Source organism: Streptomyces sp. NPDC048001, assembly GCF_043203115.1.
Taxonomy (GTDB): Bacteria; Actinomycetota; Actinomycetes; order Streptomycetales; family Streptomycetaceae; genus Streptomyces; species Streptomyces sanyensis.
On sequence record NZ_JBIDBN010000012.1, the window covers coordinates 164,990 to 186,640 of the forward strand.

Below are 21,651 nucleotides of genomic sequence, written 5' to 3' on the forward strand. Positions count from 1 at the left end.
CTCGGCCCGCCGCCCCCGGAAACCCCTCGTCCGTGCCGCCGCTACGCGTCGCCGCCCGCCGCGCCCGGCTCGGCCGCCGCGACGTCGAGGAGCTGGTAGCGGTCGATCGCCTGCTTCAGCGCGCTGCGGTCCACCGCGCCCTCGCGGGCCAGCTCGGTGAGGACCGCCAGCACGATCGACTGGGCGTCGATGTGGAAGTAGCGGCGGGCCGCCCCGCGGGTGTCCGCGAAGCCGAAACCGTCCGCACCCAGCGAGGTGTAGGTGCCCGGCACCCAGCGCGCGATCTGGTCCGGCACCGAGCGCATCCAGTCCGACACGGCGACGAACGGGCCCTGCGCGCCCGAGAGCTTCCGCGTCACATAGGGGACCCGCTGCTCCTCCTCCGGGTGGAGCAGGTTGTGCTCGTCCACCGCGACCGCCTCGCGCCGCAGCTCGTTCCAGGAGGTCGCCGACCACACGTCCGCCCGGACGTCCCACTCCTCGGCCAGGATCCGCTGCGCCTCCTCGGCCCAGGGCACGGCCACGCCGGAGGCCATGATCTGCGCCGGGATCCGGCCCTTCCCGCCGCGGCGCAGCAGGTGGATGCCCTTGAGGATGCCCTCCACGTCCACGTCCGCCGGCTCGGCCGGGTGCAGGATCGGCTCGTTGTACACGGTGAGGTAGTAGAAGACGTCCTCGCCGTGCGGGTGCTCGGTGTCGCCGCCGTACATCCGGCGCAGGCCGTCCTTGACGATGTGCGCGATCTCGAAGCCGAAGGCCGGGTCGTAGGCCACACAGCCCGGGTTGGTCGAGGCCAGCAGCTGGGAGTGGCCGTCGGCGTGCTGGAGGCCCTCACCGGTCAGGGTGGTCCGCCCGGCCGTGGCGCCCAGCACGAAGCCGCGGGACAGCTGGTCGGCCATCTGCCAGAACTGGTCGCCGGTCCGCTGGAAGCCGAACATCGAGTAGAAGACGTAGACGGGGATCAGCGGCTCGCCGTGCGTGGCGTAGGCCGAGCCGGCGGCGATCAGCGAGGCGGTGCAGCCGGCCTCCGAGATCCCGTCGTGGAGCATCTGGCCCGTCGGCGACTCCTTGTAGGCGAGCAGCAGCTCCCGGTCGACGGCCTCGTACTGCTGGCCCAGCGGGTTGTAGATCTTCGCGCTCGGGAAGAAGGAGTCCATGCCGAAGGTGCGGTACTCGTCCGGCGCGATCAGCACGAAGCGCCGGCCGATCTCCTTGTCCCGCATGAGGTCCTTCAGCAGCCGCACGAACGCCATGGTCGTGGCGATCGACTGCTGTCCGGAGCCCTTCTTCACGGCCGCGTAGGCCGTGTCGTCGGGCAGCGCGAGCGGCTTGGAGCGCACCACACGGGTCGGCACGTAGCCGCCGAGCGCCTTGCGCCGGTCGTGCATGTACTGGATCTCCTCCGACTCCCGGCCCGGGTGGTAGTACGGCGGCGGGCCGGACTCCAGCTGGGCGTCGGTGACGGGGATGTGGAGGCGGTCGCGGAAGCCCTTCAGGTCGTCGACCGTGAGCTTCTTCATCTGGTGGGTGGCGTTGCGGCCCTCGAAGTTCGGGCCGAGGGTCCAGCCCTTCACGGTCTGCGCGAGGATCACCGTCGGCTGGCCCTTGTGCTCCCGGGCCGCCGCGTAGGCCGCGTAGATCTTGCGGTGGTCGTGGCCGCCGCGGCCCAGCATCAGGATCTGGTGGTCCGTCATGTTCTCGACCATGGCGCGCAGGCGGTGGTCGTCGCCGAAGAAGTGGTCGCGGATGTAGGCGCCGGTCTCGGTGGCGTACGTCTGGAACTGCCCGTCGGGGGTGGTGTTCAGCCGGTTGACCAGCACACCGTCGCGGTCCTGCGCGAGCAGCGGGTCCCAGGTGCGGTCCCAGACCAGCTTGATCACGTTCCAGCCGGCACCGCGGAACTGCGACTCCAGCTCCTGGATGATCTTGCCGTTGCCGCGCACCGGGCCGTCGAGGCGCTGGAGGTTGCAGTTCACCACGAAGGTGAGGTTGTCCAGGCCCTCGCGGGCCGCGATGGACAGCTGGCCCAGCGACTCGGGCTCGTCCATCTCGCCGTCGCCGAGATAGGCCCACACATGGGAGCCCGAGGTGTCGGCGATGCCGCGCGCCTCCATGTAGCGGTTCATCCGGGCCTGGTAGATCGCGCTGATGGGCCCGAGGCCCATCGACACGGTCGGGAACTCCCAGAAGTCCGGCATCAGCCGCGGGTGCGGGTAGCTGGAGAGGCCGTTCGGCGCCTTGGACTTCTCCTGGCGGAAGGCGTCGAGCTGCTGCTCGGAGAGCCGGTCCAGCAGGAAGGCGCGGGCGTAGATGCCGGGGGAGGCGTGCCCCTGGAAGAAGATCTGGTCCCCGCCCCGGCCGTCGTCCTTGCCGCGGAAGAAGTGGTTGAAGCCCACGTCGTAGAGGGAGGCGGAGGAGGCGAAGGTGGCGATGTGGCCGCCGACCCCGATGCCGGGGCGCTGGGCGCGCGAGACCATCACCGCCGCGTTCCAGCGGGTGGCGTTCAGGATCCGGCGCTCGATCTCCTCGTTGCCGGGGAAGAAGGGCTCGGCCTTGGTCGCGATGGTGTTGACGTAGTCCGTGCTGCGCATCTCGGGCACGGCCACGCGCTTCTCGCGGGCCCGCTCGATCAGGCGCAGCATGAGGTAGCGGGCGCGCTCGCGGCCCCGCTCGTCGACGGCGGCGTCGAGGGAGTCCAGCCACTCCTTCGTCTCTTCGGGATCGAAGTCGGGGACCTGGCTGGGAAGGCCGCCAATGATGATCGGGTTGCGATCGGATCCGGAAGCCACGCTGTTCCTTCACTGTTTGGGGTGTCTGGCCGCGCTGCCGCGGGAAGACGCGCTGACGTGATGACGGTCGAGCTGTCGCACCGCATCCATCGTGTACCGCTGGGCCGCGTACGTCATCTCTACCGAGTGGTAACTCCCGGTGTCCGGCGGATCCGTCCGCCGGTGCGCCGGTGCGGGCCCGCGAGGCGCCCGCGGCGGCGGTCCGGACCGCCCGGGGCGGCCCGCGCCGGCCCCCGGCGGCGGCGGCCGGCCCCGTCGGACCGAGGGAGCGGACCATACCGAACCGCAACCTTACGCCCACACCGTTCACGTGTTTCGGCCGGCCGCCCGGTTCCGAACGACGGATGGAGGGGTAGGTTTGGCGCAAAGGGCCTCAAAGGGCGTGGCCGGGAGGATCGTGCGACCGAACGGACGGCAGCGCCTGGAGTTGAGCCGAGACGGCCGCAAACGTCACCGTTTCGGCGGTCCCTACGGCCGGGTACTTGCGCGATCCGTCCCGCCCGTGTGGACTACGGCCCATGCCACGCGTACGCGCGCGGCCGACGCATTTTCCGAGAACGATCAGGAGGCAAGCCGTGAGCGCGACCGCGGACCACGCGGAGGAGCGGACCAACCCGGCGTCGAAGCTGGGGTTCGAGCCCGGACAGGTGGTCCAGGAGATCGGCTACGACGACGACGTCGAGCAGGAACTCCGCGAGGCAATCGAAGCCGTTATCGGGCAGGAGCTCGTCGACGAGGACTACGACGACGTCGCCGACGTCGTGGTGCTGTGGTTCCGCGACGAGGACGGCGACCTCACGGACGCCCTGGTGGACGCCATCGGCCTGATCGACGAGGGCGGGGAGATCTGGCTGATGACCCCCAAGACCGGCCGTGACGGCTATGTCGAGCCCAGCGACATCAACGAGGCGGCGCAGACGGCCGGACTCACCCAGGCCCGCAGCATCAGCGTGGGCAAGGACTGGAGCGGCAGCCGGCTGTCCACCCCGAAGGCGGCCAAGACCAAGCGCTGACAGCGCGCGCCCCCGGCGGACCATCCCGAAGGCCCCCGCCGACGCCCGGAGCACCGGCCTGCGTCGACGGGGGCCTTCCCCATGGCCCGGTGGGGGCCCTCCACGGGCCCGGCACCGGCTGCGTAGGGTGGGACCGACCGGTCCGGCTCACCGGTTCGGCCCACAGATCCGGCTCACTGAAAGGGCGGTTTCCCATGGCGATCGAGGTCGGCGACAAGGCTCCCGAGTTCGAGCTCAAGGACAACCACGGCCGCACCGTCGCACTCTCCGACTACCGCGGCGAGAAGAACGTGGTGCTGCTGTTCTACCCGTTCGCCTTCACCGGGGTCTGCACCGGCGAGCTGTGCGCCCTCCGCGACGAGCTGCCGACCTTCGTCAACGAGGACACGCAGCTGCTCGCCGTCTCCAACGACTCGATCCACACCCTGCGCGTCTACGCCGAGCAGGAGGGCCTGGAGTACCCGCTGCTGTCGGACTTCTGGCCGCACGGCGACACCTCCCGGGCCTACGGCGTCTTCGACGAGGAGAAGGGCTGCGCCGTGCGCGGCACCTTCATCATCGACAAGGAGGGCATCGTGCGCTGGACCGTCGTCAACGGGCTCCCCGACGCCCGCGACCTCAACGACTACGTCGCGGCCCTCGGCGCCCTGTGAGGCGGCGCCGCGGGTGAGCACCCGACCGGACCCGCGGGTGAAAGCCTGTTTCGCCCGGGAACCGGTCACTAGGATCCTCTCGTTGATCCGTACAGGAACGCACCACCGGGGGCGCTGCCCCTGAACACCACTGGAGGGACTCGTGGGAGTCAGCCTCAGCAAGGGCGGCAACGTCTCGCTGACCAAGGCCGCACCGAATCTGACCGCGGTGACCGTCGGTCTGGGCTGGGACGTCCGGACCACCACCGGCACCGACTTCGACCTCGACGCCAGCGCCCTGCTGACCAACGCCGAGGGCAAGGTCACCAACGACGCGAACTTCGTCTTCTTCAACAACCTCAAGAGCCCCGACGGCTCCGTGGAGCACACGGGCGACAACCTCACCGGCGAGGGCGAGGGCGACGACGAGCAGATCAAGGTCAACCTGTCCGCCGTCCCCGCCGACGTCGAGAAGATCGTCTTCCCGGTCTCCATCTACGACGCCGAGACCCGTCAGCAGTCCTTCGGCCAGGTGCGCAACGCCTTCATCCGCGTGGTGAACCAGGCCGACAACAACGAGCTCGCCCGCTACGACCTCTCGGAGGACGCCTCCACCGAGACGGCCATGGTCTTCGGCGAGCTCTACCGCAACGGCGCGGAGTGGAAGTTCCGTGCCATCGGCCAGGGCTACGCCTCGGGCCTGCGCGGCATCGCGCAGGACTTCGGCGTCAACGTCTGATCCGCACGCCCCACGGCCCCGCCCCCGCAACTCCGGCCGACGGCCGTCGGCCGGACGGCCGCAGCCGCAGGGGCGGGGCCGAGGTCGCCTCCGGCGCCGCACACCCCGTGCGGCGCCGGTCGTGCCTCACCGAGGCACCCTCGCACCGCACGTCACCAAGGGGAGGACACACCAGCATGGGCGTCACACTCGCCAAGGGAGGCAATGTCTCCCTCTCCAAGGCCGCACCCGATCTCACCCAGGTCCTCGTCGGGCTCGGCTGGGACGCACGCTCCACCACCGGGGCGCCCTTCGACCTCGACGCGAGCGCACTGCTGTGCCGCGACGGCCGGGTGCTCGGCGACGAGTGGTTCGTCTTCTACAACCAGCTCACCAGCCCGGACGGCTCCGTCCAGCACACGGGCGACAACCTCACCGGTGAGGGTGACGGCGACGACGAGTCCCTGATCGTGGACCTCCCGCAGGTCCCCGCCGACGTCGACAAGATCGTCTTCCCCGTCTCCATCCACGAGGCGGACAACCGCGGCCAGACCTTCGGGCAGGTCAGCAACGCCTTCATCCGCGTGGTGAACCAGGCCGACGGCCAGGAACTGGCCCGCTACGACCTCTCGGAGGACGCCTCCACCGAGACGGCGATGATCTTCGGCGAGCTCTACCGCTACCAGGGCGAATGGAAGTTCCGCGCGGTGGGGCAGGGGTACGCATCGGGCCTGCGCGGCATCGCTCTAGACTTCGGGGTCAATGTTTCGTAAAGCCGCGTGCGGTGCGGGGGAGGGCAATCCCCCAGGCTTCACCCGGGGGACCATCACACGATTGGGTAACCAGTGGTTCTGAAAACCTTCGGCTGGTCGTTCGCCGTGACGGCGGCCGGCCTGGCCTTCGCCGCCTGGCAGTGGGGCTGGGAAGCCTTCGGGATCGTCCTGATCCTGTCGATCCTGGAGATCTCCCTCTCCTTCGACAACGCGGTCGTGAACGCCGGCATCCTCAAGAAGATGAACGCCTTCTGGCAGAAGATCTTCCTGACGATCGGCATTCTGATCGCCGTCTTCGGCATGCGGCTGGTCTTCCCCGTCGTGATCGTGGCCATCAGCGCCCAGGTCGGGCCGATCGAGGCCGTCCAACTGGCCATGGACGATCCGGACCGCTACGAGGCGCTCGTCACCGACGCCCACCCGGCCATCGCCGCCTTCGGCGGCATGTTCCTCCTGATGATCTTCCTCGACTTCCTGTTCGAGGAGCGGGAGCACAAGTGGCTCGCCTGGCTGGAGCGCCCGGTGGCCAAGCTGGGCAAGATCGACATGCTCTCGGTGTGCGTCGCCCTGATCATCCTGCTGGTCACGGCGATCACCTTCGCCACCCACGCCCACACCAGCACGGGCCACGCCGACAAGTCCGCCACCGTCCTGCTGTCCGGAGTCGCGGGCCTGATCACCTACCTGGTCGTCGGCGGCCTCTCCGGCTACTTCGAGGACAAGCTGGAGGAAGAGGAGGAGCGCGAGCACGAGGAGGAGGAGCGCGCCAAGCGCGAGGGCAAGCAGGTCTCCGCCGTCGGCCTGGCCGGCAAGGCCGCCTTCTTCCTCTTCCTCTACCTGGAGGTCCTCGACGCCTCCTTCTCCTTCGACGGAGTGATCGGCGCCTTCGCCATCACCAACCACATCTTCTGGATGGCACTCGGCCTCGGCATCGGCGCCATGTACGTCCGCTCCCTCACGGTCTACCTGGTCCGCCAGGGCACCCTGGACGACTACGTCTACCTGGAGCACGGCGCGCACTACGCGATCGGCGCCCTCGCCGTCATCCTGCTGATCACCATCCAGCACGAGATCAGCGAGATCATCACCGGCCTGATCGGCGTCGTGCTGATCGCGGCCTCCTTCCTCTCCTCGTTGCAGCGCAACAGGAAGGTGGCGGCGGCCGAAGGCGGCTCCTCCGGCGAGAAGGCCGGAGTCTCCTCCGGGGTGTGACACCCGCCCCCGGGCGGGAACGCTTCCCGGCGGGGCGGTCGCGAGGTGCTGAGCCTCGCGACCGCCCCGCCGCATGCACGGGCACCGGCGCAGGGCGCCCGCGCAGGCGCGCACAGGCACGGACAGTCGGGCACGGCGAGTGTGGGGTGGGGCATGGCCTTCTGGGACAACCTGTTTCGAGGCGGCGCGGCGCAGTTCGATTCCGGCAGCGCCGCCTCCAACGCGATCGAGCTGACCAGGCGGCGCCCCTCGGTGTCGCTGTCCAAGCAGGGGGCCGCCAGCGGCAACCTGCGCGTCAACCTCTCCTGGCGGATGCGCACCTCGGACATCGAGGGCCCCTCGCGCCCCGGCGGCCTGCTGAGGAACCCGCTGAGGATGTTCCAGCCGGAGGTCGTCCAGGCCCACACCCAGGGCATGGTCAACGTCGACCTCGACCTCGGCTGCCTCTACGAGCTCGCCGACGGCACCAAGGGAGTCGTCCAGCCCCTCGGCGGCTTCTTCGGCGACCTCAACGAGCCGCCCTACGTCCGCCTCAGCGGCGACGACCGCTTCGGCGCTCCCTCCGGCGAGACGATCTTCGTCAACCTGGACCACCGCGAGGACATCAGGCGGCTGCTCTTCTTCGTCTACATCTACGACCAGACCCCGGCCTTCGACCGGACCCACGCCACCTGCACGCTCTACCCGAGCAACGGGCCCCGGCTGGAGATCGAACTCGACGAGCGCGCCCCCGAGGCCCGGTCCTGCGCGGTGTTCTCCGTCGACAACACCAAGGGCGAGCTGGTCGTCCGCCGCGAGGTGAAGTTCGTCTACGGCTTCCAGGCCGAGCTGGACCGGCTCTACGGCTGGGGCCTCCAGTGGGGCAGGGGCTACAAGAGCCGGGTGTGACGGCCGGACCCGGCTCCGGAGGCCGCGGTGCGGGCCCGGAGGCGCCCGCACCGCCCGTGCCGCCCGCGAGGCCGCCCGCCGGGGCCGTCAGCCCCGCAACGGGGCGCGCCCGCCCCGGGGCCGGGTCACCTGCGCAGGAACTGCGGCCCCATCGGCGGCAGCCGGAACGACGGATCGGGCCCGGCGCCCGGGGCCGCGCCCGCGGGCTGCGGGTACCCGTACCCGGCCGCGGGGGCCGCGGCCGGGACAGGCGGCGCCGCGGGCGGATAGCCGTAGGCCGGGGCGGCCCCGCCGTCCCCCGGGTAGCCGTACGCCGGCGGCCGGCCGGGCGGAGCGGGGACGACCTGCGTCTCCGGCTCCGGTGCCGCGGGGGCCCCCTCCGGCTCCGTCACCGCCGGAGCCCCGTCACCGCCGTCCTCCCCGTCCGCCTCCGCCTCGTCCACGGAGATCCCGAACGCGGTCGCGAGCCCCACCAGGCCCGTGGGGTAGCCCTGCCCCACCGCACGGAACTTCCAGCCCTCCCCGCGCCGGTAGAGCTCGCCGCAGATGACGGCCGTCTCCTCCCCGGTCTCCGGCCGCACGTCGAAGACGGCCAGCGGCTCCCCGTCGCCCGCCGCCGCGTCATGCACGAGAATCCGCAGGTCGGGCACGTGGGCGAAGGTCCCGCCGTCCGAGGAGGCGGCGATCACCACCTGCTCGACGGAGGCGTCCAGCGCCGTCAGGTCGGCCTCCACCGTGTCCGTCAGGTGCTCCGCCACCCGCTTCTTCGGCAGACGGCGGACCAGGCCCGACGGATGCCGGGGCTGGTTGTAGAAGACGAAGTCCTCGTCGCTCCGCACACGGCCGCCCGGGCCCAGCAGCAGCGCCGAGACGTCCACGTCCGGGACCCCCGTACCCGGGGTCCAGCGCAGCACGGCCCGCACGGCCGCGGCACCGAGGGGGACGTTCGAGCCCTTCGTCATCGCGTGCGTCATGCCCGTCATCCTGCCTGGCCGAGGGGCGAGGGGACAACGCGGGGGCGGGCACCGGCCGGTCGCACCCGCCGCCGCCCGGCCTCCCACCGGGCGGAAGCGGACGGGTTACCTGGATTTCATGCACACCGGGAACTCCGGACACCCGGCCCTACGTACTATTACCGGCCATACGTCACCAGGGCCGTCGAGGCTGCTACAGGGGATTTCCATGCGTCATTTCGGGCACATCCCGGCCGCGTCCCGAGACCGGCTGTTCCACCGGCAGCCGTGCGAGTTCGACGCGGACTCACCGGCCGCGGTGCTCTCCGCCGCGCTCGGAGCCACCCTCTACAGCCCCGCCACGCGGCCCCGGCTCGCCGAGGACGTGGCCAAACAGGCCGGTCGCGGCGTGGTGTCCATGGTGCTCTGCCTGGAGGACTCCATCGACGACGCCGAGGTGGAGGAGGCCGAGACCAATCTGGTCCGGCAGTTCTCCGCGCTCGCCGACCTCCGTGACGCGGGAGCGGAGGTGCCCCTGCTCTTCATCCGGGTCCGCCACCCCGAGCAGATCCCCACGCTCACCGAACGACTGGGACCGGCCAGGCGACTCCTGTCCGGATTCGTACTTCCCAAGTTCACCGAGGCCCGTGGCGTGCCCTTCCTGGAGGCGCTCGCCGCCGCCGAGGCCGCCACCGGCCGGCGCCTGTTCGCCATGCCGGTCCTGGAGTCGCCCGAACTGCTCTACCTGGAGACGCGGACGGACACCCTCCTGGGCATCGCGCGCGCCGTCGACAAGTACCGCGAACGGGTCCTCGCCCTCCGGCTCGGCGTCACCGACTTCTGCTCCGCCTACGGACTGCGCCGCTCCCAGGAGATGACCGCCTACGACGTGCGCATCGTCACCTCCGTCATCGCCGACGTGGTCAACGTGCTCGGCCGCTCCGACGGCACCGGCTTCACCATCACCGGGCCCGTCTGGGAGTACTTCCCGGCACCGGAGCGCATGTTCAAGCCGCAGCTGCGCCGCAGCCCCTTCCTGGAGGGCAGCGCGGAGGAGCTGCGCACCGCGCTGATCGAGCGCGACATGGACGGGCTGCTCCGCGAGATCGAACTGGACCGGGCCAACGGACTGCTCGGCAAGACCTGCATCCACCCCACCCATGTGGCCCCCGTGCACGCCCTGTCCGTGGTCAGCCACGAGGAGTACAGCGACGCCCGCGACATCCTGCGGCCCGAGCGGGACGGCGGCGGAGTGCTGCGCTCCGCCTACACCAACAAGATGAACGAGGTGAAGCCCCACCGGGCCTGGGCGGAGCGCACCCTGCAGCGCGCGGAGGTCTTCGGCGTCGCGGCCGCGGACGTCGGCTTCGTCGACCTGCTGGCGGCGTGCCTCGGCGACTGAGGGTGGGGCAGGATCGAAAGCGGCGCCCGCCGGACCGTCGCGCGGGCGCGCCCCGGGCACCACGACCGGGCACACGGCCGGGCAGCGGCCCGGCAGGGCTCCGGCGGCACCGCGCCGCCGGGAGAGGGACTGATGACACAGACGACGAAGGACGGCGGCGCGGTGGTGTGGTCGGGAAGCTGGGTCGCCGAGCGGCTCGGGGTCGGCATCGAGGGCGACGCACGGCTCCCCGAACTGCTGGGCCTGGCCCTGCGGCGGAACCCCAAGCGGGCCCATCTGCTGGTCTCCACCGTGCTCGGCAAGCACGTCCCCCAGCGGCCGTCCGTCGTCCGCGACGCCGGGTACGGGCTCGGCGTCCGCGTACGGGAGCTGCTCACCCCGGCGGAGGCCGCCCGCGCCACCGTCCTCGGTTACGCCGAGACCGCCACCGGGCTCGGCCACTGCGTCGCGGACGGGCTCGGCGGCGCGCCCTACCTCCACTCCACCCGCCGCCCCGTCGAGGGCGTGGCCCCGGCCGGCGGCTTCGAGGAGTCCCACTCCCACGCCACCTCCCACCTGCTGCTGCCCGAGGACCCGCACCTCCTCGCCGGGGACGGCCCGCTGGTCCTCGTCGACGACGAGTTCTCCACCGGCAACACGGTGCTCAACACCGTCCGCGCCCTGCACGGGAGGTTCCCCCGCGAGCGGTACGTCATCGTCGCCCTGGTCGACATGCGCGGCCCCGAGCACCGCAGAGCGCTGGCCGAGGCGGCCGACGAGATCGGCGCACGCCTCGACCTGGTCACCCTCGCCTCGGGCACCGTGCGCCTCCCCGCCGACGTACTCGCCCGGGGCCGCGCCCTGGTCGAGGCCCACGAGGAGCGGGCCGCGGGAGCGGGGGCGGTGGGCACCCGGCCGGAGGAGCAGCCGGCACCCGGGAAGGCCGCGCACACCCCCGTCCGCATCGACCTCCGCTGGCCCGCGCGGCTCCCCGACGGAGGCCGCCACGGCTTCACACCCGCCCACCGCGCGGAACTCGACGCCGCGCTCCCCGCCATGGCGGACGCCCTGACCGCCGCACTGCACGGCGCCCGCCGCGTCCTCGTCCTCGGCACCGAGGAGCTGATGTACACACCGCTGCGCCTCGCACTCGCCCTGGAGGAGTCCGCGGACGGCAGCCGGGAGGTGCGCTACTCCACCACCACCCGCTCGCCCGTCCTCGCCGTGGACGACCCCGGCTACGCCATCCGCACCCGGCTGGTCTTCCCCGCCCACGACGACCCCGCCGACGGCCCGGGCGAGCGCTACGCCTACAACGTCGCCGGAGCGGGCTTCGACGCGGTGGTCGCCGTCGTCGACTCCGCCGGAGACACCGCCGCCCTGCACGCCCGGGACGGCCTGCTCGCGCGCCTCGCCGGGCACACGGGGCGGGTCGTCCTCGCCGTCGTCCCCTCCTACGTCCCCCCGCGCCCGGTGTCCTACCTCCCCCCGCGCACCGTGCCGGACGCCGGGCGCACCGCTGCCGGTGCACCGCACCGCACTCCCGAAAGGGCCCCCATGCTGCCCGACCCGCTCCGCGGACCGGACTTCTCCTCCTACGCACCCGAGGAGGTCGGCTGGCTCCTCCAGGACCTCTCGGACGCGGACCTGGAGGCGCCCACGGAGGAGCGCGAGGAGGCCGTCCAGAGCGGGGGAGCCCACTACGCCGAGTCACTGCCCGTCGAGTACCAGCCGAGCGCCCGCTACCAGGAGCTGTTCGCGGACGCGCTGGAGGCCTCCGCCGCCCGGATCGCCCGCGCCGTCGGCACCGTGACCGAGACCGTGCTCGCCGAGCGCACCCCGCGACCCGTCCTGGTCTCCCTCGCCCGGGCCGGGACACCCGTCGGCGTCCTGATGCGCCGCTGGGCGCTCCACCGCCACGGCCTGGACCTGCCGCACTACGCCGTCTCCATCGTGCGCGGCCGGGGCATCGACGCCAACGCGCTGCGCTGGCTGGCCGCCCACCACGACCCGGCCGACGTCGTCTTCGTCGACGGCTGGACGGGCAAGGGCGCCATCACCCGTGAACTCGCCGACGCCCTCAGCGCGTTCCCGGGCTTCGACCCCGGCATCGCGGTGCTGGCCGACCCGGGCGGCTGCGTGCGCACCTACGGCACCCGCGAGGACTTCCTGATCCCCTCCGCGTGCCTGAACTCCACCGTCTCGGGGCTGATATCCCGCACCGTGCTCCGCCCGGACCTGGTCGGCCCCCACGACTTCCACGGCGCCAAGTTCTACCGGGACCTCGCCGGCTCGGACGTCTCGGGCCGCTTCCTGGACACCGTCGCCGCGCGCTTCAACGAGGTGGCCGACTCCGTCGCCGCCGAGGTGAAGGAACTGCTCGCCGCCCCCGACCGGGAGCCCACCTGGGAGGGCTGGGCGGCCGTCGAGCGCATCAGCGAGGAGTACGGCATCCACGACGTCAACCTGGTCAAGCCGGGCGTCGGCGAGACCACCCGGGTGCTGCTGCGCCGCGTCCCCTGGAAGGTGCTCGCGCGGCGCGGGGCCGGGAGCGACCTCGCCCATGTCCGGCTGCTGGCCGAGCAGCGGGGGGTGCCCGTGGAGGAGGTCGACGGCCTGCCCTACACCTGCGTCGGGCTGATCCACCCCCGCTACACCCGCGGCGCGACCGGCGCCGACGGCAGGGCGGTGGACGCCCGATGACCACCGCGCCCGCCTCCTCTCCCACCCCCGCGCACCCCGGCGGCCCCGTGCTCGTCGCCAGCGACCTGGACCGGACGCTCATCTACTCCTCCGCGGCCCTCGCGCTGGCGATGCCCGATGCCGACGCCCCCCGCCTGCTGTGCGTGGAGGTCCACGAGCACAAGCCGCTGTCGTACCTGACGGAGACCGCGGCCGGGCTCCTCGCACGCCTCGCCGAGGAGACCGTCTTCGTCCCCACCACCACCCGCACCCGCAAGCAGTACCAGCGCATCCACCTGCCGGGCGGGCCCGCCCGCTACGCGATCTGCGCCAACGGCGGCCATCTCCTCGTCGACGGCGTCAGCGACCCCGACTGGCACCGCTCCGTCGAGCGGCGGCTGGCCGCGGAGTGCGCCCCGCTCGCCGAGATCCGCGCCCACCTCGCCGCCACGGCCGACCGGGCCTGGCTCCGCAAGGAGCGGATCGCCGAGGACCTGTTCGCCTACCTCGTCGTGGAGCGGCCGCTGCTGCCCGAGAGCTGGCTGAAGGACCTGGCCGGCTGGGCGGAGGAGCGCGGCTACTCCGTCTCCCTCCAGGGCCGCAAGGTCTACGTGGTGCCGAGGCCGCTCACCAAGAGCGCCGCGATGCGCGAGGTGGCACGGCGCACGGGAGCCCGCCTCACGCTCGCGGCGGGCGACTCCCTGCTCGACGCGGACCTGCTGGCGGCCGCCGACCGCGGCTGGCGCCCCGGCCACGGCGAACTCGCGGAGGCGGGTTGGGACGCCGCGCATGTGGAGGCCCTGGCCCAGCAGGGTGCCGCGGCGGGGGAGGAGATCCTGCGCCGGGCCCTGGCGGCCGCCCGGGAGCCCGCGGTCTGACACCGCGGGGGGCGGCCCGCCCCGCTGCGCGCCCGGGCTCGCGTCAGCGCCCGGGAACTGCTCGACCGCATCCGGCCCGCCCCGGTGCGCGCCCGGGCTCAGGCCCGCGGCGCGCCCGAGGCCCGGCGGGTACCCGCTCCCGGACGCAGCAGCCGCACCAGCAGGAAGGCCACCACCGCGAGTGCGGCCGCGCCCAGCACCAGCTTGGAGTAGGCGGACACGTACCCCGCCACGTCCTCCCAGTTCTCGCCGAGCAGATAGCCGGCCAGGACGAACACGGTGTTCCAGATCGCGCTGCCCAGCGTCGTCAGGGTCAGGAACATGGGCAGCCGCATCCGCTCGACGCCCGCCGGGACCGAGATCAGCGACCGGAACACCGGGATCATCCGCCCGAAGAACACCGCCTTCGGGCCGTGCCGCAGGAACCAGGCCTCCGTCCGCTCGATGTCGCCCACCTTGACGAGGGGCAGCTTCGCGGCGATGGCGACCGTCCGGTCGCGGCCCAGCAGCGCGCCCACCCCGTACAGGGCGAGGGCGCCGACCACCGACCCGGCCGTCGTCCAGACCAGGGCGGCGAAGAGGTTCATGGTGCCGGTGCTCGCGGCGAAGCCGGCCATCGGGAGGATGACCTCGCTGGGGATGGGCGGGAAGAGGTTCTCCAGCGCGATGGCGATGCCCGCCCCCGGCGCCCCCAGTGTCTCTATCAGGCCGTTCACCCAGCCCGGTGCACCGCCGTCGATCCCGCCTGCCGCCATGACGCTGTCCATGGCGGCACGCTAGGCAACCGAAGCTGAAGCGCTCCTGAAGCGCGGCGCCGAGGGGCCCCCCGCAGGGCGCCGCGTGGGGGTGGGCCGGGTGGGAGCCTGGTTCCGGTTCGGTGGGGTCGCGGTCCTGGCCCGGTGGGCCGTGGTCCTGGTCCAAGTCCTGGTCCTGGTCCGGAGCGGTCCCGTTCCTGCGGGGTTGCGGTCCTGGTGCGGCGCGGTCCCGGTCCCGTTTCTGCGGGGTCGCGGTCCGGCCGCGTCAGCCGCAGCAGCCTCCGCCGCAACAGCCGCCCCCGCCGCCGGGGCCGGGCCCGCCCGCGGGGGCGGAGGCTGCGGCCGTGCCGCCGACCGCCACGGTGGACAGCAGCTTGACGGTGTCGGCGTGGCCGGCGGGGCAGTCGGCCGGCTCGGAGGCCTCCGCCATGGGCCTGCTCACTTCGAAGGTGTCGCCGCAGGTGCGGCAGCGGAAGTCGTAACGGGGCATGCGCCCCAGGCTACCGGCCACCGGGCCCCGGCACCGGGCCTCCTGCGCGATCCCCGCCCGCGCCGCGGGGGCCGCGCATGCCCCGCTCCCGGCCCGGAGGGCCTCACCCCTGGGGGAGGCCCTCCCGGCGGCGCCGCGCCCGCTGCTCCCGCTCGGCCTCCTCGGGATGGCGGGCCCGCCAGTACGGGTTGTCGTGCGGAAGCCCCGCGCTCACCCGCCCGTACATGCCGAAGAACATCAGCATCAGGCCCACCACGAAACTGAAGATCACGTTCTGCATCCGGAAGGCCAGCGGGTTGAAGCTGCGGTCCAGGAGGGCGAGGTTCACGAACCCGCTGGCGATGAAGAGCACCCCGAGGACCATGTTGAGCGTGGACGCGAAGTTGCCGCCGACCACCATGCCGGCGAAGAGCAGGACGCCGACGCAGATCGACAGCACGCTCAGCGCGCCGTTGGTGCTCAGACCGGCCACCGTGTCGCCCTGGGTGTCGAAGAAGCCGATGCGGTCGAACAGGCCCAGGATGCCGAAGGTCACCAGCACCACGCCCATCAGTCCGGCGCCGATCCGGTAGAACCGGCTGAGGCTGTGGTCGACGGGCAGGTGCTCGTCGAAGGTGATGCGGGCTCTGGTTCGGCGCCGCAGCCTGGGGGCGTGCTGTACGTGTCCGGCCATGGTCGGCCTCCTTCGCACCCGCGCAGGCACCCGCGCGGTTCCTTGCGCGCTCGGGCTCCTTCCCCTCCAGCATCCGCCCGGAGGCGCCGGGTGACAACGGCGGCCCGCGACGCCCGGCCGCGGACGCCCACCGGCTCCGGCCGCGCGCGGGCGGGGTCGCGGGCGGGCGGCCTCGGGGGACGGGGGCGGCACCCGGGGGCCTCTGCGCGCGGGGCGGGGCCCTGGACCTACGGTCCCGGGGGCCCGGGGCATCTCACGGGGGCCTCTGCGCGCGGAGCACGAACGGAGCGCGGTCACGGGCCGTGAGAAGCCACCGGGGCGGGTGCGCGCCCGCGCGCCCGTACCGCGGCGACCCTCCCCGCGGAGGCGGTCCCGGCATGGCCTTCCCGCTCCTCCCCGCGGAGGCGGTCTCGATACGGCCGGTGGACCGCGTAGGGGATGGCCTTCCCGCTCCTTCCCGCGGGGGCGGTCCCGACCGTGCGGCGCCCACCGCGGGCCCCGGGCACCGCACGCTCAGTGCCCGGCGCCGCCCCGCTCGCCGCGAATCTGCTCCACGACCCCCGCTACCACGCCCCGCACCGCCTCCGTCTCCTGCAGGAAGTGCCAGTAGTCCGGGTGGCGCCCCTCCAGCCCCGCGACCGCGCGTTCCAGCCGCGCGACCGCTTCGTCCAGCGGACGGGCGTGCCGGGGGTCCGGAGTGTGGCGTCCGGCCATGGCCAGCCGCTGCGCGTCCCGGATCGCGAACCGGGCCCGCTCGGTCTCCTGCTGCGGGTCCTTCGCGACGGCGTCCAGCCGCCGCAGCCGCTCCCCGGCGGCGGACACGGCCTCGTCCGCCGAGTTCAGCAGCGCCCGGACCGTGGACAGCAGCGCCGTCGCATCGGGCCAGCGCTGCTCCTCGCGCGCCGCGGCCGCCTCGCGCAGTTTCTCCTCCGCCTGGCGGACACCGCGTGCGGCCTGCTCGGGCACGGGCTGGAGGTCCTGCCAGCAGGCGGCCGAGAAGCGGCGGCGCAGTTCGCTGAGCACCGGCTCCACCTGCCGGGCCCGGTTGGCCAGCGCCTGGGCCCGGGTCCGCAGCGACACCAGCCGCTTGTCGATCTCCGCGGCCCGCTCCGGCAGGCGCTCCGCCTCCGCCCGCACCGCCTCCGCGTCCCGCAGCACCCCGTCGGCACGCTGGAGCGTTGCCGGGACGCCATGGCGTCCCGCGCCCTCGTTCAGCCGGGTGAGTTCGGGGCCCAGTGCCGCGAGACGGGCCGCGAGATCGTCCGCCCGCAGCCCGGAGCCCCGCACCGCGTCGAGAGCGGTGCTCGCAGACAGGAGCGCCTGCCGCGCCCGCTCGACCGCCGGGGCGAGGCGTGCCAGCTGCGTCTCCGCAGACTCCAGCAGCGGTCCCAGATCCCGCTCGAAGCGGTCCAGCTGCTTCTTGACCTGCTCCAGCTCGCCGCGCGCCGTGTCGAGCTCCGTACGCGCCCGGGTGGCGACGGAGGACTCCAGGTCGTCGCGGTCCAGGTCGTAGGAGTCGACCGCGGTGATGTAGGCATGGCTGGCCGCGTCGATCCGCTCGCCCAGCGCGGCGAACTCCTCCACCGCGCGGCGCGCCCCCGGGGAGGAGTCGACCGCGGTGATCGTCTCGATGGAGATGCGCAGATCGCGCTGGGCGGTGTCGAGGGCGTAGAACGCGGCGGCCGCCGCGTCCTTGGCCGCCTGCGCCTCGGCCCGCAGGCTCTCGCTGCGCCCTCCGCCGAACCAGCGGCGGGTGCCCCCGCCGGCGAACGAGGCCGTCAGGGCGGCGGCCAGCAGCGGTGCCGGCAGCAGCACCAGCCCCAGCACGTCCCGGACGGCACGCGTTCCCGCCTCGTCCCTCGGCTGCGGCTGTCTCGCCGTCACATCCCTCTCCCGTGCCGTGTCCGCCCCGCCCGTACCGGGTCCATACTCCCATCAGTAAGGACGAACACCGGGGTCCGTTAGTTCGCGGTGCCCACCCGCACTTTCCCGTTTCCGCTGCGCGCGGTGACGCTCCGCTCACTGGCGTCGTCCGTCGGGACGGACACGTCCACGCCCCCGTTGCGGCTCTCGGCCGTCACCGCGTACGGCCCGCCGCCGTCCGGCAGCCTCACCTCCACGCCCCCGTTGTTACTGGACGACTCCACCCGCTCGGGCGCGGCGTCCAGGTCCAGCCGTACCGACCCGTTGCCGGAATGCGCACGGACGCGGGTGGAGGTGACCCGCTCGGTGCGGATGCCGCCGTTCCGGGTCTCCAGGTCCAGCGGACCGCTGGAGTCGCGGACGACGACCCGGCCGTTGTCCGACCGGATGGTGAGCGCGTCGGCGAACCCGCCGGCCTCGACCCCGCCGTTGCCGTCCTCGACGGTCACGGCCACTCCGCGCGGCACCTTCACCGTGTGGTGCCCGGCGCAGTGGGCCGCCAGGCCCTTGCAGCCGATGGTCAGCCTGAGCGTCCCGTCCTCCAGCTTCCAGGACGCGTCCGGCCCGTTCCCGATCACCACCCAGCCGTCGACCCGGCGCGTCACCTCGACCTCGTCGACGTCGGCCGCGGTGATCTCCAGCTCGGAGTCGTCGGACTCGATCCTCAGCCTCTCGCCGCCGAAGGGGAACGTCTTGCGCTCCAGGGGGGCGTCGTCGAGATCCGCGCTCCCGCACCCGGAGAGCACGCCGACCCCCACGGCCACCGCGGCCAGCATGGCGACCCCCCGACCCAGATGCTGACGCATACCTGACATGTGCTGCATGGTGGTGATTCCCCCAAGGCCCGTCCGACTGTCCCCTGACCCTCCCCAACCTAGGTCCGCGGCACCCCCGCCTCGATCCGGCTCCCCACCCTCTCCGGGGTGGGGACAGCCCCCGCACCGACGACGGTTTGCGGGCCTGCGGCCCCTGCCATGTAGGCTGTGCCCTCATCCACGGGTGCGTAGCTCAGGGGTAGAGCGCTGCTCTTACAAAGCAGATGTCGGCGGTTCGAAACCGTCCGCGCCCACCAGCAGGTAGCACGGCAAAGGCCCAGGTCACCGGTGCTGCACCGGCAGCCTGGGCCTTGTTCGTTCCCTCGTTCAGCGGCACAACCCCATGATGATGTCGTCGAAGTCGGGGAACTCCTGTGTGGCCTGCTCGACGATCGCCGCCGCCGAGGCACAGCAGGACGGAGCGTGCTGCTCCGCGATGGCCGCTAGGTCCTCGTTGACCTGCGGAGCCCAGTCGGGCTCGGGTTCGTAGAAGGCGGCTGCTTCCCACGGGCCGAAGCCGTCAGCCAGCAGCCATAGGAACGAGCCCAGGTCGCGGGCGACGACTCCGGTCTCTCCTTCGGAGCCCATGAAGACAACGGGCTGCTCTGCCAGTTCCCGGCCTGGACGGATGAGCCAGAAGGCTGCGTTCCCGCCGGTGCCGTCCTGGCCGAAGACGCGGAAGCCATCGCCGGTCAGGTCGCTGTTGCCCGTCCATGTACGGAGCCAGTCCGTTGTCTCGTCGGTACGCAGGAAGGACTCGTAGGGTTCGAAGTCCACGCCGTCCTCGCCTATGCAGTCGAGCCGGACCGCCATGGCAGCGGCGAGCGCAGCGGGAAACTGGCGGTCTTTGTTCGGGATCATGCGAACAGATTAGTGACCGCTCGGGAGGCCCACGAGGCCGCTGGCCTCACCGGCTGTGCACGTGACGTTCTGGTAGGTGTGACCTCTGGGCGGTGGAAACGCGTGGGACACACCGGGCCTCCGGAGCCGCTGCTGGAGTACTAGTACGGTCGTAAGACCATGAGTGCTCTGATCCTGCTGTCCGTTGTGCTTGTCGTTTTCGGCATGCCAACCTCCCTGCTTTGGCTGCTGGGGCGGCGAGCGGGAATCCCTAGCTGGATACTGGTCGTGTTCTTGCTGGCCGGGTGGCTGACAGTGTTCACTGGCGGGGCCCTCTCGCAGCGTGCGCAGCCGACCCTGTTCCCCGATACGTCGCCCTGCTACGGCACGGGCGGTACGCCTGTCTCGCAGTATTTCCCGCCCGACTCGTTCTGTCTCCACGCAGACGGGGAGTTGCGGACAGTGAATGGGGCGACTGCCAAGCTCGTGTTCTGGACCGCCGCCGGCACTACCTTCGCGATGGCGATTGCCGCCGTCCTTGCGCGGCGTCGTCAACGAGCTTGATCACGGTCTTCTGGTCGAAGGCGCCCCCGACTTCGACCGCCCCTGGTGTAGTCGGGTCACGCCAACGTGATTTGGCTACCCGTGGCTTGGATGCCGAGCTGGGTGCCGCTGCCGCGTTCGAGGGATCTCCCCGCCAGAGACCACGCCGACGACCCGACACCGCGAGGGCCACAAGATCCGCCGGACAGACTCGAGGAAGGTTCGCGCGCGGTCGGCGCTGGCAGGGCACTCTTGGCCATCGGCGGAGCCTGGCCGCCGGTTGGGTCCCGGGCTTGCACCGGGGCACCCCCGGACAATGCCAGGGATGCAGCTGCATTACAGAGCTGGATACCTCGGAAGCCGACCGCGCGCAGGTGGACGCTAACCCGGGGTACTGACAGGCAGCGGCGAAGCCCGTGCCGCATCCATGCGAGAGCAGGCGGGGAACCACGGGGAACGAGGGGCACTGTCGGGCTCTGGGGTATCGATCAGCTCTCGCAACCTCTGTGCAGGTCAGGCTTGGACCCGCCCTCCCACTCTCCTGAGGTGCTGCTCTCTACTCAGAGCGAGGCTCTCGCGTGCGGTCAGCGTCATCATGGTCGGCATGAACCCTGAATCTGGCGGTCCCTGGATGGAGAGCACACAGGTCACGGCCGTGGCGGACGGTGCCGCGCTGGTCTTCACATGGAACGCGGACGCGCGGATCGAGGTGCGGGACCTCGGAGGCGAGGTTGTTATCGAGGCGAACGCGGCGGGTCTTGAGACGCTGGCCCGGCATCTGCTGGTGCTGGCCGGTGACGGCGTTCCCGATGGGGCCCACCTGCACCTCGAAGACAGCAATGGATTGGAGGAAGGCTCCGTCGGATTGGTGCTGGAGCGTAGCGACGGGGAATAGCACCGCCGGGGTGCGCGCGGACGGCTCTCGCTGGGCGGTTGTGGGCGGTGCGAGTGGGCTCAGGGGGGAGCGGAGGCGGCCAACGACGACAGATCAGCTGAGAGGATGACGCGGGAACCTGCAGGTCTGGTAGTGCCTGACCTGCTGGTTCACTCGTGGGGTGGTGGTCAGGAGAGATGGGGTGCTTCTCACCGCGGCGGTAGCTGAAGCGGCTCGTGGTGGTGCCAGATGAGGTAGCGGTCCTCGCGGCGCAGTTCGGCGGAGCCCCATTCGATGCGCATGACGCCCAGAGCCATGGAGCAGGCGTAGGCGACGAGCACGAGCTTGGCGTCTTCTGACAACAAGGCGAGGTCGGGATGGGGGTCTTGCTCGACCAAGTCGTTGAGGCCCAGATCGAAGGCTTGTTGCATGGGCTCGGGGCCATGCCGGCGGAATAGCTCAGCTCGGAAGCCTGTGGCGCTTCGTAGTCGAGCCGCCGTGACGGGGACATCCCGCTTCGCGTAGCGGAGTGGGTAGATCACATGGCCGCCAAGGAACATGAGCGTTCGCCCCTGCAAGCGGATAGGGGTGGCCGCGGGGAGCGAGGCGAGACCCGCTTCCAGTTCCTCGAATTGCGCAGCGTAAAGGCCGTGCCCGTATGCCTCCAGTGTCTGCGTTTGGACTCCCTCGTGACCGCTACGGGCTCGGGCATGGGCGCGAACCAAGCTGGAGGGGATCAGTTCGGTCAATGGGCCGGCGGCGTCGCCGAAGGTCTTCTCGGACCACCCTGTCACGGTTGCCATGCCTACCGCCCTCCCC

General features: G+C 72.0%; 20 protein-coding genes and 1 tRNA gene. 12 read left to right on the plus strand and 9 right to left on the minus strand.

What is annotated here, in order from left to right; all coding sequences use genetic code 11:
• Positions 1-41: 41 nt before the first annotated feature.
• Positions 42-2,789, minus strand: a complete 2,748-nt coding sequence (gene aceE, locus ACGF15_RS22810; protein ID WP_345610230.1) for a pyruvate dehydrogenase (acetyl-transferring), homodimeric type — start codon at positions 2,787-2,789, stop codon at positions 42-44.
• A gap of 575 nt (positions 2,790-3,364) precedes the next feature.
• Between aceE and ACGF15_RS22815 the strand changes: the two genes are divergently transcribed.
• The 6 genes from ACGF15_RS22815 (at position 3,365) to ACGF15_RS22840 (ending at position 8,025) form a co-directional block, all read left to right on the plus strand.
• Positions 3,365-3,802, plus strand: a complete 438-nt coding sequence (locus ACGF15_RS22815) for a DUF3052 domain-containing protein (protein ID WP_256523880.1) — start codon at positions 3,365-3,367, stop codon at positions 3,800-3,802.
• Between the two features lie 194 nt (positions 3,803-3,996).
• The gene (locus tag ACGF15_RS22820) at positions 3,997-4,455 is read left to right on the plus strand and encodes a peroxiredoxin (protein WP_362606852.1); all 459 of its coding nucleotides are present in this window, start codon (positions 3,997-3,999) and stop codon (positions 4,453-4,455) included.
• 142 nt (positions 4,456-4,597) lie between these two features.
• Positions 4,598-5,173, plus strand: a complete 576-nt coding sequence (locus ACGF15_RS22825) for a TerD family protein (protein ID WP_256523878.1) — start codon at positions 4,598-4,600, stop codon at positions 5,171-5,173.
• A 176-nt stretch (positions 5,174-5,349) separates the two neighbouring features.
• Complete coding sequence (locus ACGF15_RS22830) at positions 5,350-5,925, plus strand: TerD family protein (protein WP_345610223.1); 576 nt, start codon at positions 5,350-5,352, stop codon at positions 5,923-5,925.
• A gap of 72 nt (positions 5,926-5,997) precedes the next feature.
• Positions 5,998-7,137: a DUF475 domain-containing protein gene (locus tag ACGF15_RS22835; RefSeq protein ID WP_345610221.1), complete on the plus strand. Its 1,140-nt coding sequence runs from the start codon at positions 5,998-6,000 to the stop codon at positions 7,135-7,137.
• Positions 7,138-7,290: 153 nt separating this feature from the next.
• Complete coding sequence (locus tag ACGF15_RS22840; protein ID WP_345610219.1) at positions 7,291-8,025, plus strand: Tellurium resistance; 735 nt, start codon at positions 7,291-7,293, stop codon at positions 8,023-8,025.
• 125 nt (positions 8,026-8,150) lie between these two features.
• Here ACGF15_RS22840 and ACGF15_RS22845 read toward each other — a convergent pair whose 3' ends face one another.
• Entirely contained in the window at positions 8,151-9,008 is an 858-nt protein-coding gene (locus ACGF15_RS22845) for a TerD family protein (protein ID WP_392801453.1), read from the minus strand.
• A 199-nt stretch (positions 9,009-9,207) separates the two neighbouring features.
• Between ACGF15_RS22845 and ACGF15_RS22850 the strand changes: the two genes are divergently transcribed.
• From ACGF15_RS22850 to ACGF15_RS22860, 3 genes are all read left to right on the plus strand, one after another.
• Positions 9,208-10,380, plus strand: coding sequence for an HpcH/HpaI aldolase/citrate lyase family protein (locus tag ACGF15_RS22850; protein WP_345610215.1), 1,173 nt, complete (start codon positions 9,208-9,210; stop codon positions 10,378-10,380).
• Between the two features lie 132 nt (positions 10,381-10,512).
• Positions 10,513-13,062: a phosphoribosyltransferase gene (locus ACGF15_RS22855; protein WP_392801455.1), complete on the plus strand. Its 2,550-nt coding sequence runs from the start codon at positions 10,513-10,515 to the stop codon at positions 13,060-13,062.
• Positions 13,059-13,919 carry an HAD family hydrolase gene (locus ACGF15_RS22860; RefSeq protein ID WP_392801458.1) on the plus strand — a complete coding sequence of 287 codons (861 nt, stop codon included), beginning with the start codon at positions 13,059-13,061 and terminating at the stop codon, positions 13,917-13,919. Before ACGF15_RS22855 ends, ACGF15_RS22860 begins: the two co-directional genes overlap by 4 nt.
• Positions 13,920-14,017: 98 nt before the next feature.
• On the opposite strand, the gene ACGF15_RS22865 is transcribed toward ACGF15_RS22860, so the two are convergent.
• From ACGF15_RS22865 to ACGF15_RS22885, 5 genes are all read right to left on the minus strand, one after another.
• Positions 14,018-14,686 carry a DedA family protein gene (locus ACGF15_RS22865; protein ID WP_392801461.1) on the minus strand — a complete coding sequence of 223 codons (669 nt, stop codon included), beginning with the start codon at positions 14,684-14,686 and terminating at the stop codon, positions 14,018-14,020.
• Between the two features lie 253 nt (positions 14,687-14,939).
• The gene (locus tag ACGF15_RS22870) at positions 14,940-15,164 is read right to left on the minus strand and encodes a zinc ribbon domain-containing protein (RefSeq protein ID WP_362606836.1); all 225 of its coding nucleotides are present in this window, start codon (positions 15,162-15,164) and stop codon (positions 14,940-14,942) included.
• A gap of 103 nt (positions 15,165-15,267) precedes the next feature.
• On the minus strand, positions 15,268-15,837 hold the full coding sequence (locus ACGF15_RS22875) for a DUF4383 domain-containing protein (protein ID WP_345610205.1): 570 nt from the start codon (positions 15,835-15,837) through the stop codon (positions 15,268-15,270).
• 513 nt (positions 15,838-16,350) lie between these two features.
• On the minus strand, positions 16,351-17,721 hold the full coding sequence (locus ACGF15_RS22880) for a hypothetical protein (protein ID WP_392801464.1): 1,371 nt from the start codon (positions 17,719-17,721) through the stop codon (positions 16,351-16,353).
• A 77-nt stretch (positions 17,722-17,798) separates the two neighbouring features.
• Positions 17,799-18,575 carry a DUF4097 family beta strand repeat-containing protein gene (locus ACGF15_RS22885; protein ID WP_392801467.1) on the minus strand — a complete coding sequence of 259 codons (777 nt, stop codon included), beginning with the start codon at positions 18,573-18,575 and terminating at the stop codon, positions 17,799-17,801.
• A gap of 182 nt (positions 18,576-18,757) precedes the next feature.
• Between ACGF15_RS22885 and ACGF15_RS22890 the strand changes: the two genes are divergently transcribed.
• A tRNA-Val gene (locus tag ACGF15_RS22890) sits at positions 18,758-18,832 on the plus strand.
• Between the two features lie 70 nt (positions 18,833-18,902).
• Here the strand turns inward: ACGF15_RS22890 and ACGF15_RS22895 are convergent.
• Positions 18,903-19,436 carry an SMI1/KNR4 family protein gene (locus ACGF15_RS22895; RefSeq protein WP_392801470.1) on the minus strand — a complete coding sequence of 178 codons (534 nt, stop codon included), beginning with the start codon at positions 19,434-19,436 and terminating at the stop codon, positions 18,903-18,905.
• 159 nt (positions 19,437-19,595) lie between these two features.
• On the opposite strand from ACGF15_RS22895, the gene ACGF15_RS22900 reads away from it, so the two are divergent.
• Positions 19,596-19,979, plus strand: a complete 384-nt coding sequence (locus ACGF15_RS22900) for a hypothetical protein (protein ID WP_392801473.1) — start codon at positions 19,596-19,598, stop codon at positions 19,977-19,979.
• Positions 19,980-20,562: 583 nt separating this feature from the next.
• Positions 20,563-20,853 (plus strand): hypothetical protein, encoded by a 291-nt coding sequence (locus ACGF15_RS22905; RefSeq protein ID WP_362606820.1) that lies wholly within the window; start codon positions 20,563-20,565, stop codon positions 20,851-20,853.
• Between the two features lie 188 nt (positions 20,854-21,041).
• On the opposite strand, the gene ACGF15_RS22910 is transcribed toward ACGF15_RS22905, so the two are convergent.
• Positions 21,042-21,635, minus strand: a complete 594-nt coding sequence (locus tag ACGF15_RS22910) for a hypothetical protein (protein WP_362606817.1) — start codon at positions 21,633-21,635, stop codon at positions 21,042-21,044.
• Positions 21,636-21,651: the final 16 nt, after the last annotated feature.